Source organism: Dyadobacter sp. CY343 (genome assembly GCF_021390335.1).
Classification (GTDB): Bacteria; Bacteroidota; Bacteroidia; order Cytophagales; family Spirosomataceae; genus Dyadobacter.
On sequence record NZ_JAJUXK010000007.1, the window covers coordinates 64,569 to 78,440 of the forward strand.

Genomic DNA, 13,872 nt, shown 5'->3' on the forward strand with positions numbered 1-13,872 from the left:
AAAAATCCTCACATTCGCCTCAAATTACTGACTTCCAACTCAGTAATTAGCGCGATCTGTTTCCCGCTTAATATCTTTTTCTTTTATGCTATCGCGCTTGTCAAACAGTTTTTTCCCTTTTGCCAATGCGATATGCAGCTTTGCGAGTCCGCGATCACTGGTGAACAACCTGATCGGGATGATTGTTAAACCCTGGTCTTTCAAGCCTTCGGTCAGTTTCCTGCGCTCCCTTTTTGTGATCAGCAACTTGCGATCACGCATTGGATCATGGTTATAGTGGGTACCTTCTGTATAAGGTGAAATATGCAAACTTCTGATATATAATTCGTTATCCATGAAAAGGCAATATGCATCCTGAAAATTCACCTTCCCTTGTCTGATCGATTTAATCTCAGTGCCCGTCAATGCCATCCCCGCAGTTATCTCTTCCAGGAAAAAATATTCGAACGATGCCTTACGATTCTTTATATCTACTTTTTTAACTATTTTTTCAGACATATTCTTAGCTGGATGATAAAAGGGCTCAAAATTAATTTTTTGTTAAAACTATACCAACACATGAAATCAAACCTACCGCAATGCATTTTGATCATTGCGATCATTGCATTACTGAACTTTAAAACCACGCCGGTGAATGCGCAGGACCAAATGTCGGCGGTGCGTGCGACGGTTGGTAAGTTATTTGATGGAATGCGTGCAGGTGATTCGCTGATGCTGCAAAGCGTTTTTACGAAAGACTGTGCACTGACATCCATTTCGAAAAACGAAGCCGATTCTCTTGTTGTGCGCACGAGCAGTATTCAGGGCTTTATCAAAGCAGTCGGCACGCCACATAAAGAAAAGTGGGACGAAAAAATCTACGATGTAAAAGTCTCCATCGATGAGCCGATGGCTATCGTGTGGGCGCCTTACAAATTCCATTTAGGCGAAAAGTTCTCACACTGCGGCGTCAATGTATTTACCCTATTGCACACAAAAACAGGCTGGAAAATTACAGGGATAACAGATACCAGAAGAAAAGAAGCCTGTCCTTAAAGCATTAAAATCTGACCATTTGCCGCCAGGTACCTTTCATTCGGTTGTACTTGATCGTACTGGGCAAAGCTTTCCACCAGTATTTGTTCATTTCCACCGCGAACGAAGGCTGCATATAACAATTGATCACACAACCTTCACAAGCCGGCAGCTTTCCTTCCAATGCAACCAGTTTTTGTACCTCGTCAGAATGGTAGAGGTTAAATAAATCTCCTTCGATCGGAAAATCCTTTAAGCCCAGGTGATAGCAAGGCAATACCAGTTTGTTCTCGGGTGAAATGACAATGGTAGTACTAGCAGCTTTGCAAACTGGCGCATCGACATGATTTCCTCCATCCAGGCGCAGCTGTACAAACGCTTCGTTGAGATATACATTCTTCTGTTTAGCCCACCAAAGTAATTCCTTCAATGCTTCTTTCGACAGGTTTGCGCCAACCTTATCGTATTCAAATACCGGATTCAAAATCAGCACCAAATCGTTTGGAATGCAGATCTCCTCCCAAAGCTGTTTGATCTTGTGAACGTTGTCTTCAAAAACGGTGAAAATAATATCTGGCCGCTCGCCCATTGACTTGGCAATGGCGATCGATTCCATCACTTTATCAAAGCATTTGACGCCACGCGACTGATCGTGCTCGTCGCGATCGGGTGAATCGAGTGAGAAGTGCAGCATATCAACCAGCCCGTGCAACTTTTCAGCCTGTTTTGGATAAAGCAGCCCGTTACTGGTCACCGTCGTAATCATTCCGTGGTCTTTTGCTTCCTTTAAAAGCAAGTCCAGTTGCCGGTGCAGTAAAGGTTCTCCGCCGGTGAAATCTATAACCTTAACACCCAGCTTTTTGAGATCGCGGAGATTTTCGCGAAGATTTTCAACCGTAATATAAGGCGAAGGTTTTTCCCAGATATCACAGAAACTGCATGATGCATTGCAACGATACGTCACATAATAATTACACAGGACCGGATGGGATACCAAACGCATATCAGCTGATCATAGAAAGAAGACTTGTTAGTTTATCTTTCAAATCCTTTCTGTCCACAATGAAGTCCAGGAATCCGTGTTCCAAAACAAATTCTGCGCTTTGGAATCCTTTCGGCAGGTCTTTGCCAATCGTCTCGCGGATTACGCGCGGACCTGCAAAACCGATCAATGCTTCCGGCTCGGAGATATTGAAATCGCCCAGCATCGCGTAGGAAGCAGTAACGCCGCCAGTTGTAGGATCTGTTAAAAGAGATATATAAGGAACTTTGGCCTCAGACAATTGCGCCAGGCGCGCAGAGGTTTTGGCCATTTGCATCAATGAAAACCCAGCTTCCATCATCCTCGCGCCACCCGATTTCGAGATCATCAAGAAAGGGACTTTGTGTTCCAATGCATAAGAAATCGCTCTCGCTATTTTTTCGCCCACAACTGAGCCCATCGATCCGCCGATAAAATTGAAATCCATACAAGCGATCACTAAGTCCAACTCGTTCATTTTCCCATAGCCGGTTCTCACTGCATCATTCAATCCCGTTTTCTGCATGGTTGATTTGATACGGTCGGGATATGCTTTTGTGTCAACAAAATGCAAAGGATCACCGGAAGTCAGATTTGCATCGAGCTCAACGAATTCATTGTCATCAAATAATAAATTGAAATAAACATCTGAACCGACCTTTTCGTGGTAATTGCAGTGCGGGCAGGTGAATGCATTTTGCTTGTGCTCCCTGGTAGGTGTGATTTTTTTACAATTTGGACATTGGTACCACAAACCATCTGGCGCCTCGCGCTTCATTTCCGTTGGTGTATTGATACCTTTTTCTTTCCGAATAAACCAGGACATGTTCTTGTGGGTTAATTTAAAATATAAAAGCTTAACTAACAGCTCTTTATATTGGCTTCATGATGAATACAAGATTCAAATATAAGAATAATTGTTTTTTTATACGGTTATCCGGCTTTATCAGTGGCGGCTACCAGCCATAGATGAACAATTTTGGCCTTAATTTGTTACTATTAAACCAATCAAATAGCTGGTTTATTTAACATCGATGACTACAGTTCCGTCCCCTATCGTGATTATTGTTGGCACTAACAGGCCCAACTCGATGTCGCGGAAAATTGCCGAATACTACCAGACCATTTTAAATCACCTGGATGCACCCAGTATTATCCTGGATCTGATCAATCTCCCGCACGATTTTACTGTGTCCGCTTTGTACCATAATACTGGTAAAAACGAGGATTTCAATAGCTTAAAATCCCTTCTAGAGCAAACTGATAAATTCGTTTTTATTGTTCCGGAATACAACGGTTCTTATCCGGGAGTTTTAAAAGCATTCATCGACGGCCTTCCTTATCCCAACAGTTTCGCGAATAAGAAGGCAGCATTGGTGGGCTTGTCGTCTAATATGCAGGGAGCAACTATTGCATTGAGCCACTTGAATGACGTGTTCAGTTACCTGGGTATGAACACTTTGGCATTACGCGTGAAGTTGGGTCAGATACGCAATCATTTCCAGGATAACGTGATATCAAATGCATTATATAAAGAGCTGATCGAGTTACAGGCAGGCCAGCTGATCCACTTTTAGATATAATGAAAAAGGGAGCAAAAGCCCCCTTTTCTATTTTATTTCAACCAATGCTGTTCCATTTCTAAAGCAGGGATCGCCGGTCGTTTCCATAACTCCGCTTTGCTTCTCCTGAATGCCGGTCCTTCCAGATCAGCGAATTTCACGAGGCCGTCTTTGAAAGAATTAATCATTACCTGCAAATCTTCATTTTCATCCTCAGACCATCCGTCATTCGCATCCAATTCCGTAAGCGATGTATTTGAAGATTCAAATCCTGAAGAAATAATCTCTCTCTCCATAACCAGATCAACCGAGCTGGTAGGAGTATTTTCGTAAACTTCCTCAGTAAGCTCAAGCTCTTCTTCCTGCACGGGAATATCAACCCTTGTATTATCTACCGCAGTCTCAACAGTTCCGGGAAACTTATGAGACAATTTAATTCCGGGAATCGGAGATTCAATGCTGTCAAAACCAGCGGCAACGATGGTTACCCTCAGTTTGTCTACCAGCGAATCGTCGAGGATCGTTCCTAATTTGAACATCCTGGCTTCGCCACCAACCTGAGACAATACGTAGCTCCAGATCTCGCGCTGCTCTTTCATTGTAGCCTCCTTCTTCTTGCTGGTAGCCAGCGTAACAAGGATACGTTTCGCGCCGCGAATATCTCTGTCATTCAATAGCGGAGAATCTAATGCTTCTTTGATCGCTACCTGCGCACGGTCTGTGCCGGTTGCTTCCGAAGTTCCCATTACAGATTGTCCGGCTTTTTTCAATACTTTCTCAACGTCCTTGAAATCCGTATTGATATTCCCGTTCGTTGTAATGATCTCGGAAATACTCTTAACTGCATTCAGCAAAATACCATCGGCTTCCGCAAAAGCCTGCGTGATCGTCATATCTTCAAACAGCTCTTCCAGCTTGTCGTTCAATACAACCAGTACGGTGTCACAATATTTTTTAAGCTGCTCAATACCTTCAAGCGCCTGTTCTTTCTTATCAAATCCTTCCCAGGTATAAGGTGCGGTTACCACAGCAACCGTCAATTTCCCCATTTCTCTGGCAAGCTGGGCGATAACGGGTGCAGCTCCGGTTCCGGTTCCACCACCCATACCGGCAGTGATAAACACCATTTGCGTTGACCCGCCCAGTAATCCTTTAATTTCTTCAATCGTTTCCAGGGCCGCTTCTTTCCCTTTTGTTGCGTCAGTTCCTGCTCCCAGTCCCTGTGTTAATGTTGCTCCAAGCTGTATTTTGACCGGAACGGGACTATTTGCCAGTGCCTGTCTGTCGGTATTACAAACTGCAAATTCTACATCTTTGATTTTTTTCTCAAACATGTAATTAACAGCATTGCTACCTCCGCCACCTACACCTATTACTTTGATAATCGCAGGCTCACCTTCGCCTGTGGCTGGAAAGTCTTTCACAATTTCGTTCACGATGTAATCCTGGTCTAGAGCTTTCAGCAAGCTTGTGTTTAATTTTTTCTCCGGGGTTGAGTTGGTCATAACTTGTGCTGATTTTTCAATAGTCGCCTAAACTATCGTCCTTTTTGCCAATAATATTATTGATGTTATCCCAGAATGTACCGCCATTTTTTTTGACAGGCTCCTTCACTTCTTTAGGTTTCTCTTTTTGAACAACGCTGGCTGTAAGAGCAGTAGCTGGTTTACAAACAGACTTAACCCTCGGGTCGATGGATTTCAGGCCCGCCCACGCAAGACCAATTGCAGTACTGAATGAAGAATTGCTCACCGCGTCAGCTTTGGCCGTTCTTTCCAGATTTTCGGGATAACCGACCCGAACGGACATATCAGTCACTTTTTCAAATAATAATTCTATCTCATCGATATTCGCAGAGCCTCCCGTCAGCACAATACCGCCGATAAGCCTGTCGAGATAGCCGGATTTGATGATCTCGGCATATACCATCGCAGCAATTTCTTTCAGCCTGGCTTCGATAATCAATGCAATATTCTTCTTCAAAACCGGCTTCGGTTGCCTGCCAGCAAGATAATTGACCAGGATTTCTATGTTAAGGGGAATATCCGCAGCAAGCGCAGCGCCATATTGCTTTTTCAGCTGCTCTGCGTTTTCGTATTGGATGTTGCATCCCAGAGCAAGGTCATTTGTAATATGACGGCCACCTACCGGGAAAGTAGCAATATGCCTGATAATGCGGTCCTGATAAATGATCAGATCCGTAGTATGGTCACCAATATCGACCAATGCAATACCAGCCTTTATTTCATTATCCGTTAAAACAGCCAAACTGGTAGCCAGCGGCCCCAGTACCATTTTATCACATCTTAAATTCTGATCAGCGTCCGCCAGGCTTTTTTTGGTGCGCTGGATTGATTGATTATTTGCAGATACAATCAGGAAATTGCCGCCCAGCTTGATTCCTGTGCGCCCAACCGGCTCCTTAATGCCCATCGAATTGTCAACAACGAAGTCCATCGGCAATACATGCAGTACATCGTAATTTGGCTCGATCTTCGCGCGGTACATATCATCAACAAGCTGATCCACATCGCGTTGTGTAACTTCCTCTCCTGATGATGCAGAAGGCCGAATTACGCCATCGCTCTGCGAAGTCACTTTTACGTGCGTCCCGCTGAAACTTACATTTACAACGCCGATATCCAGGTCAGACCGCAGTGAAGCTTCCTGAAGAGCCTCCCTTATCGCGCTACCAACCTGTTTTATATTTTCTACTGATCCATTTATTACTGCTCCGGCAGGCACGGGTACTTCACTAAAACCCAGAATTTCTATATTGTTCTGACGTGACCCGGAAGACGTTCCCTGTGCTGCGATCACGGCTATCTTAGTACTTCCGATATCAACTCCAACTACAATTTTTTCGTGTGCCATGCTAAAGGTGAATTATTATTCACAAACTATTTGATCTTGAAACTTAACACTTATTCTTTTAAATCTGCTCCAGTCCTGGCTCAATACTTTATCGTAGAATATTTTGAGCTTTTTAAATTTAGACTGATAATCTTCCGCTGTTCCTAATTCAATCTGCTGATCACCTACGACGGTCATCAGACTAATTTCTCCGTCAATATCTGCATTCAACTGCGTTACCTGCGCTTTCCAGAATGGGTCTGTGTTCAGAAAATGAAGTAAGTCCATGACGGGTGCTCCCTTCGCGTTCTGTAACTTTTCGGGCTCATTGAAAAAAGCGCCCGAAACCAATAATGTTCTTGCTGAATAATTTTCTGATAGAGGAAAAAAAACGCCTTCATCGCTAATATAGTATCCCGACGTATTCCGCGTTTCTCCATTTTCAGAAGTATTGATCCAGCGCGCTAGCGGTTTTTCCTGTTCTACTTCTACAACTATATTACCCCGAAGGTCACTGAAAACCTGGCATTTTCTGATCAGTCTGTTCCGCTTCACCCGTTGCTCCAGATCATTCATAGCAACGTCTTTCAGCCTGCTTCCCAACAGGGGGTCTCCCCCGTTTTCTGTCAATAACATCCGGACATCCATTTGATCCAAAAACCGGGCTCCTGAGTCTCCTTTGATCGATATTACCAGATTGGTACAACGTTGCTGAGTCAGCTTGCTTTCTGCCATACCTATTCCGGCAATTGGCAATAGAAGCCACAAACTACGTTTCAACAAAAGCCGTGAATAGTCAAATTTACGTAACATCTTAGTAATATTAACAATGCTATTATTAATTATTCACAAACCGATTTCTGAGCTGGATTGCCAGAGGCTCGACCAAAGTATCAATATCTCCGGCCCCTATTGTTACCACAATATCCGTATTTAATTCTCCTAAAATGCTAAGTACTTTGTCTTTAGAAATAATTTGCTTATCCTCAGATTGCACCTTTTCCAGGATTATCTGAGATGTTACTCCTTCAATTGGCTGCTCTCTTGCCGGATATATTTCCAGCAATAAAAGACGGTCAGCCAGAGATAGACTTTCTGCGAAACCTTCTGTAAAATCGCGGGTTCTGGTAAAAAGATGAGGCTGAAAAATCGCCGTTACGTGCCTGCCGGGATATAAACCTTTGACAGAAGAAAGAAAAGCTTCAATTTCGGCCGGATGGTGAGCATAATCATCAATATAGACATTTCCCTCCTCTTCGACCTGGTATTCAAAGCGCCGCTTCACGCCCCCATAATTTTCCAGCGCCTCCTTTATTTTCTCAGGTGAAACTCCCACATGTAAAGCAACTGCGCTGGCTGCAATGGAATTCTCAATATTATGATAGCCTGGAATTTTCATGGCAATACCTTCGATCACACCGTCAGGATACACAAAATCAAAAACGAATCTAGCGTTTTTAATATGAATATTCCTGGCATGAAATACACCCGAGTCCAGTGAATAGGAAAGCACTTCTGCTTTGGTACTTCCTGAAAGCTGCAGTCCCGTTTTCATAAAAAGCACACCGTCCTCATCGATCTGCCCGACAAAATCCCGGAAAGATTCCAGTACAGCCTCATGCTTTCCATAAATGTCAAGATGATCCGCATCGGTGGAAGTGACGATTGCTATTTCGGGGAAAAGTGTCAAAAAAGATCGGTCAAATTCATCTGCTTCTACAACACAAAAAACCTCTTCCAAACGGTCCGTAGGCTCATTTAAAAGCAGGTTAGTCCCATAATTTTGAGTGATACCTCCTAAAAATGCGGTACTGTTTACGTGCGCATGTTTCAGGATATGTGCAACAAGCGAAGAAGTAGTGGTTTTCCCGTGCGTGCCTGCCACCCCTATTGTCCTCAGGTTTTTGGTTAAAATGCCAAGTACCTGCGAGCGTTTCAGGATCAGGAAGTTTGTATCACGAAAATGGAGCATCTGCTGGTGTTGCACTGGCACTGCAGGTGTATAGATCACCAGCGTTTTATCAGGATCTTCGAGGAAAGTACGTGGGATCGTTCCAATGGAATCTTCAAGCGTTACCTCAATTCCTTCACTCATCAGGCTGCGAACCAGTGGCGTCATCGTTTTATCGTAACCTGCGACTTCAAATCCATTGGCCTTAAACCAGCGGGCCAGTGCACTCATCCCGATCCCGCCGATCCCCACAAAATAAATATATTTCCAATTGGTCATTGAAGACGACATGCTACGTATAGTCAATGTTAATTACATGATTAATTTCAATACTTCTTCTGCAATATCGTCGGCGGCAGTTGGCTTGGCCAGCTTTCTGATATTGGTTTTCAATTTTTCCTGCTCTCCCATATCCCCGAGCAATTCTAATGCTCTATTCACAAGCTCGTCTTTAGCCGCAGCATCTTTGACCAACCAGGCAGCATCCTGATCCACCAGCGCCAGTGCATTCTTAGTCTGATGATCCTCTGATGCGGCTGGAAAGGGTATCAATATAGCAGGCTTCGCCGCAAGGCAAAGTTCTGAAACAGACAATGCGCCCGCCCTCGATACCACCACATCTGCAATAGCATAAGCCAAGTCCATTGTATATATAAACTCAAAAGCTTTGATCGCGTCAGTGTGCAAATTTTCAATAGCAAGTTTGGCAGTATCAATATAAGTCCGGCCGGTTTGCCATAAAATCTGGTATCCCTGATCCAGAAAACGGGCCAGTCCCTCGTTCATGCTCTCATTAATTGATCTCGCACCTAGACTTCCGCCCATTACGAAAAGCGTTTTCTTATCTTCCTGCAACCCGAAATGTGCATAACCCTGGCGACGTTTGGAAGAAACATCTACGATATCGCTTCGTACCGGATTACCTAGAACAGCGATTTTCTCCTGCGGGAAAAACCCTTCCATTCCCGGATAAGCAACACAGATTTTTGCTGCTTTTTTAGCTAAAAATTTATTGGTAATACCCGCGTACGAGTTCTGCTCCTGGATTAAAGTCGGGATACCTTCGTAAGAAGCCATCATCAACAAGGGCCCGCTTGCAAATCCGCCTACACCTACTGCCACATCAGGTTTGAAACGCTCGATAATCGACTTCGCTTTCAGCAAACTGTTAATCATTTTAAAAGGCAGCGCAAGATTATCCAATGAAAGCGCCCTTTTAATTCCCGCAATTGGCAAGCCGACGATTTCATAGCCCGCCCTCGGTACCTTTTCCATTTCCATTTTACCCAAAGCGCCTACAAAAAGTACTTCCAAATCAGGATCTCTCTGTTTTAATGCATCGGCAATTGCAATTGCCGGGTAAATATGTCCGCCGGTTCCGCCCCCACTAATAATCACTTTTTTAGGCATATCAGATCCGTTTCTCTTCCACAAATTCACCGCGACTCACACTGAGAATCATTCCCATCGCCATTCCCGTAAATAATAAGGAAGTACCTCCCTGACTAAAAAACGGTAGCGTTTGTCCGGTGACCGGCACCAGTCCCACTGTGACAGCCATGGCCGAAAAAGCCTGGCTGACGACAATGAACGTGAGTCCGGCGGATAGCAACCCCCCAAATGGCCGCTTGGTGGCTTCGATTGCTTTCAGCCCGCGATAGAGTAATATGAGATACAAAACAATGAGAATCGTACCGCCAACTGTACCGTATTCTTCCACGGCTACTGCGAAAATAAAGTCTTTTTGAGGTTCGGGAAGGAATCTTCGCTGCCGGCTTTTGGCTACGCCTTCCCCGTATAGTCCGCCCCGCGCCATCGCCATATAGGATTGCTGCGATTGGTACACAACAACATCTTTATCAAAAAATGCGGATATCCGGTTTTGTGCAGTTCCTGCTCTCTGGGTAGAATTGAGGAGGATCGCGATGGTTGCGAAAAATACAAGTCCTAATGCTGTAAACAATAGGTAATGAATAGGGACTTTCCCCACAAACATCAGCAGGAAGCATATTCCCGCCAACATGACGGCCGTGGAAACGTTACTTGTAAAAATAAGTCCGCAAACGACGCCTACCAGTGAAAGCGGCTCCATAAATAGCTCGCGCGTATTCCAGCCGCCTTTAATATGTCTCGCTAAAATCAGCGACAAATGTGCGATCAGGGCAACTTTCGCCCATTCCGAAGGCTGAAACCGCTGGCCGATTACGGGAATCTCGATCCACCGTGAAGCATCGTTGACCGAGGTTCCGAAAAACATGGTGAAAACCAGGAGCAATATCGAGCTCCAAACCGCCAGCCGGGTGACGTAAACAAATTTGATATAAGGAATCCGGTGGATAAAAAACATCACTACCAGAGATAATACGCACAGCAACACGTGCTTATACAGATAGTATTCCGTATTTCCGTCCATCTGGCTATAAGCATCTTTTACACTCGCACTATACACTACCACGATGCTCCAAAGCAGCATGATAATGCAAATGCCCCAGATCCAGGGGTCACCTTTCAGGTTCTTTGCAAACCAGGCCTGCGTGTCTTCCCTGGTTTTATTCAGGAGATCAATATTGGGTGAAGCCATTGCTTAAATCAGATTAGTATTTTAATGGACGAGATTTCTGACTGCGGCTTTAAACTGCTCTCCCCGGTCCTCGTAATTTCTGAACAGATCGAAACTGGCGCAAGCCGGCGACAAGAGCACAACGTCCTGATCTACCGCCCATTCCCTAGCTTTCTCCACAGCTTCCTGGATATTTTCAGTCTCAAAAATGACCGGAACAATTCCCGAAAAGTACTTGACGAGTTTTTCAGGGTCTTTACCCAGAACTACCAAACCCTTCACTTTATTACGTACAAGCTCCTCGATTTGCGTATAATCATTTCCCTTATCCACTCCTCCCGCGATCAAAATCACCGGCTGGTTGAAACTGCCGAGCGCATAAAAAACGGAATCTACATTGGTAGCTTTGGAATCGTTTACATAGGTTACTCCATCGATCACTTCCACTACTTCGAGCCTGTGAGGAGCATTTTTAAATGATCTTAATCCCTCGCTGATCTTTGAATGGTCAATATTCAATAGGCGCGCGACCGAAATTGCGGCCATTGCGTTGATCGCATTGTGCGGGCCTTTTATTGGTAAGGTGCCAAAATCTTCCTCAAAAGTTTCTCCTTTAATAGTGGAAATCAACTTTCCATCGCTGAGATAAGCTCCTTCAATCGTTGTTTCATTTAAAGAAATTTCCACCCTTCGAACCTGCGGATTTCTCTTTTCCAGCTCCGTTTGAATTACCTCACTTTCTTTAAAATATATCAGGTAGTCTTCGTCGGTCTGGTTTTGAATAATATTGAACTTTGAATTAATATAGTTCTGAAAATCATATCCGTACCGATCTAAATGATCGGGTGTAATATTGAGTAAAACCGAAATTTCGGGATGAAAATTTAAGATATTGTCTAACTGGAAACTGCTGATTTCCAGCACATAAAAATCATGCTGCTGCGTAGCTACCTGCCAGGCAAAGCTATCGCCGATATTACCAGCCAGCCCAACCTTCAAACCTGCATTTTTGAGCAAATGATAGGTGAGTAGCGTTGTAGTTGTTTTTCCATTGCTACCCGTAATTGCGATGATCCGTGCATTGGTATAGCCTGCGGCAAATTCAATTTCGGAAACTATGGGAACCGACTTTTCCCTCAACGCAACGATCAGGGGCACTGTATCTGGTATCCCTGGACTTTTTACAACCAGATCTGCATCCAGAATTTTTTCAGTGGTGTGCTGCTCCTGCTCGAATGCTATATCTTCCTTTCGAAGTATTTCAATATACCTATCGTGAAGCTTTCCCTTATCTGATAAAAAAACCTTAAAACCCTTGGATTTCGCAAGAATAGCGGCTCCGACACCGCTCTCTCCACCACCCAAGATGACTACTTTTTGTTGCACAGGAATTCAATTAATCATTTGCAAAAAATGCCCTAACTACGAAGGTAAATCTTTTGCTGAAAACTTTTTTTACTCTTTCAGCAAATACCCCTAATAAAAAAGAGGCATATCAGATATGCCTCTTTACAACAAATATTTATGGTTTTTATCTATTCCTTTTTAAGCGATTCAGATATCCTCAAACGATTTGCCAGCTTCACAATCATGAAAATTACCCACGCAATAATAACGAACTGGATCAACACCTGAATGAAATTACCGTACTTAATTGCAACCTCCGGCGTTTCGCCCACAGCCTCTTTCAGAACAACTTTCAATTGAGTAAAATCCACGCCGCCTATGATCAAACCGAGTACCGGATTGATGATATCCTCCACCAGCGAAGTGGTGATTTTCCCGAAAGAAGCACCGATGACAACACCGACTGCCAGATCTAATACATTGCCCTTAGCAATAAAAATCTTGAATTCCTGAAGCATAATAAGTCGAGGTTAGTTGGTGAAATTAAAACGAATACAAAAATCCTATACTGAGTGCCTGTGCAAATTGAACTTCATCACTTTGATCCTGATCATAAACCATAATTCCACCCAGATTTACATTCACGTACTTATTGATCTTCGCAGTAAGCATCGCGTCCAGCCTGTTATCGATATTCAATGGGTGCTTGAAGCTTGAAAACATCAGATAGCGAAATTTCAGATTAATATCTTTTGCGATATCCTTATCGAAGTTGGCTACGAGCTGTATAAGAGCGGCTTCCGTCCTCACCCTCCTCCCTATAGGTACGCCATAATTTTTCTGCTCGGGCGTATTCACATACAGATCCGTGTCTACGACGATCGTCTGACGCAATGCGCCAGGCGCGAAATCTATAAAGAAATAAGGTACCGGCCGGTATTCAATACCAACTGCCTCTGTCAGATAGGCGGGTGAGAGAATGCCGGAAACCTTCCTTTTTATTCGTGAAGAATCGGGATTATCAGAATAAGTGTATCCTGCTCCGAACTGTGAAAGAAAGTTTATATTCGCGAAAAGGCTCCATTTCTCTGTCAGATCCCTGTTATACTTCGTATCGAAGAAGATCCTGTCGACATTTTTGCGGCTGAGCTGTCCTTTGTTCCTGACAATACCATATTGAGATTGAAAATCATTCCGCCACGAATTTTTGCCCTTTTTCTTCTCGTTCAAGGCGTTAAAGAACAACCCGAGTGCGATAGAATTAACCCCTCCGCCGGTCCAGTTCCCGCTGAATGAGCCCTGATTCAGGTTAGCCCCGAACTCGATTTTTTTCCAGATGGTATCTCCCGGCGCTTTGAAACGGCCTGCGTTAATTGGGTTAGAAAGATCAACGTTGTTTTGGGAGAATACTAAAAAATTAGAGAGTACTAATAAAAAGAAGGTAACCGAGAGTAAACTTCGAGATATGCTGCTCATGCGTTTCAATTTCAGTGAAAGAAATCCATTGAGTTCCGTAGTGAATTGTTTCAAAAATGTTGAGAAGCGCCCGGTTAAGGTAAGGCAT

The 13,872-nt window shown here is 43.9% G+C and carries 14 protein-coding genes; 2 read left to right on the top strand and 12 right to left on the bottom strand.

The features are described 5' to 3' along the window. Nucleotides 1–39: 39 nt before the first annotated feature. Nucleotides 40–498 carry an SsrA-binding protein SmpB gene (gene smpB, locus LZG94_RS22190; RefSeq protein WP_233793897.1) on the bottom strand — a complete coding sequence of 153 codons (459 nt, stop codon included), beginning with the start codon at nt 496–498 and terminating at the stop codon, nt 40–42. Nucleotides 499–558: 60 nt separating this feature from the next. On the opposite strand from smpB, the gene LZG94_RS22195 reads away from it, so the two are divergent. Beyond that, nucleotides 559–1,035: a nuclear transport factor 2 family protein gene (locus LZG94_RS22195; RefSeq protein WP_233793898.1), complete on the top strand. Its 477-nt coding sequence runs from the start codon at nt 559–561 to the stop codon at nt 1,033–1,035. 4 nt (nt 1,036–1,039) lie between these two features. On the opposite strand, the gene LZG94_RS22200 is transcribed toward LZG94_RS22195, so the two are convergent. Both LZG94_RS22200 and accD read right to left on the bottom strand, forming a co-directional pair. Continuing rightward, nucleotides 1,040–2,017, bottom strand: a complete 978-nt coding sequence (locus LZG94_RS22200) for a radical SAM protein (protein WP_233793899.1) — start codon at nt 2,015–2,017, stop codon at nt 1,040–1,042. A 1-nt stretch (nt 2,018) separates the two neighbouring features. Continuing rightward, the gene (accD, locus tag LZG94_RS22205; protein WP_215236328.1) at nt 2,019–2,861 is read right to left on the bottom strand and encodes an acetyl-CoA carboxylase, carboxyltransferase subunit beta; all 843 of its coding nucleotides are present in this window, start codon (nt 2,859–2,861) and stop codon (nt 2,019–2,021) included. Nucleotides 2,862–3,069: 208 nt separating this feature from the next. Between accD and LZG94_RS22210 the strand changes: the two genes are divergently transcribed. Next, nucleotides 3,070–3,612, top strand: coding sequence for an NADPH-dependent FMN reductase (locus tag LZG94_RS22210; RefSeq protein WP_255700700.1), 543 nt, complete (start codon nt 3,070–3,072; stop codon nt 3,610–3,612). Nucleotides 3,613–3,650: 38 nt separating this feature from the next. On the opposite strand, the gene ftsZ is transcribed toward LZG94_RS22210, so the two are convergent. From ftsZ to LZG94_RS22255, 9 genes are all read right to left on the bottom strand, one after another. Beyond that, a complete protein-coding gene (gene ftsZ, locus LZG94_RS22215) occupies nt 3,651–5,102 on the bottom strand; it encodes a cell division protein FtsZ (protein ID WP_409013347.1) in 1,452 nt (483 codons plus the stop codon). Between the two features lie 16 nt (nt 5,103–5,118). Beyond that, nucleotides 5,119–6,471, bottom strand: a complete 1,353-nt coding sequence (ftsA, locus tag LZG94_RS22220; RefSeq protein ID WP_233793901.1) for a cell division protein FtsA — start codon at nt 6,469–6,471, stop codon at nt 5,119–5,121. A gap of 15 nt (nt 6,472–6,486) precedes the next feature. Then, nucleotides 6,487–7,263: a cell division protein FtsQ/DivIB gene (locus LZG94_RS22225; RefSeq protein ID WP_215236324.1), complete on the bottom strand. Its 777-nt coding sequence runs from the start codon at nt 7,261–7,263 to the stop codon at nt 6,487–6,489. Nucleotides 7,264–7,288: 25 nt separating this feature from the next. Continuing rightward, complete coding sequence (gene murC, locus LZG94_RS22230) at nt 7,289–8,692, bottom strand: UDP-N-acetylmuramate--L-alanine ligase (RefSeq protein ID WP_233793902.1); 1,404 nt, start codon at nt 8,690–8,692, stop codon at nt 7,289–7,291. Between the two features lie 21 nt (nt 8,693–8,713). Then, entirely contained in the window at nt 8,714–9,811 is a 1,098-nt protein-coding gene (gene murG, locus LZG94_RS22235) for an undecaprenyldiphospho-muramoylpentapeptide beta-N-acetylglucosaminyltransferase (RefSeq protein ID WP_233793903.1), read from the bottom strand. Nucleotide 9,812: 1 nt separating this feature from the next. Then, on the bottom strand, nt 9,813–10,982 hold the full coding sequence (locus LZG94_RS22240) for an FtsW/RodA/SpoVE family cell cycle protein (protein ID WP_229254839.1): 1,170 nt from the start codon (nt 10,980–10,982) through the stop codon (nt 9,813–9,815). Nucleotides 10,983–11,003: 21 nt separating this feature from the next. Beyond that, complete coding sequence (gene murD / locus LZG94_RS22245; protein WP_233793904.1) at nt 11,004–12,347, bottom strand: UDP-N-acetylmuramoyl-L-alanine--D-glutamate ligase; 1,344 nt, start codon at nt 12,345–12,347, stop codon at nt 11,004–11,006. Between the two features lie 149 nt (nt 12,348–12,496). Beyond that, nucleotides 12,497–12,826, bottom strand: coding sequence for a large-conductance mechanosensitive channel protein MscL (gene mscL, locus LZG94_RS22250; protein WP_215236321.1), 330 nt, complete (start codon nt 12,824–12,826; stop codon nt 12,497–12,499). A 25-nt stretch (nt 12,827–12,851) separates the two neighbouring features. Continuing rightward, nucleotides 12,852–13,784 carry a DUF3078 domain-containing protein gene (locus tag LZG94_RS22255; RefSeq protein WP_233793905.1) on the bottom strand — a complete coding sequence of 311 codons (933 nt, stop codon included), beginning with the start codon at nt 13,782–13,784 and terminating at the stop codon, nt 12,852–12,854. Nucleotides 13,785–13,872 lie beyond the last annotated feature (88 nt).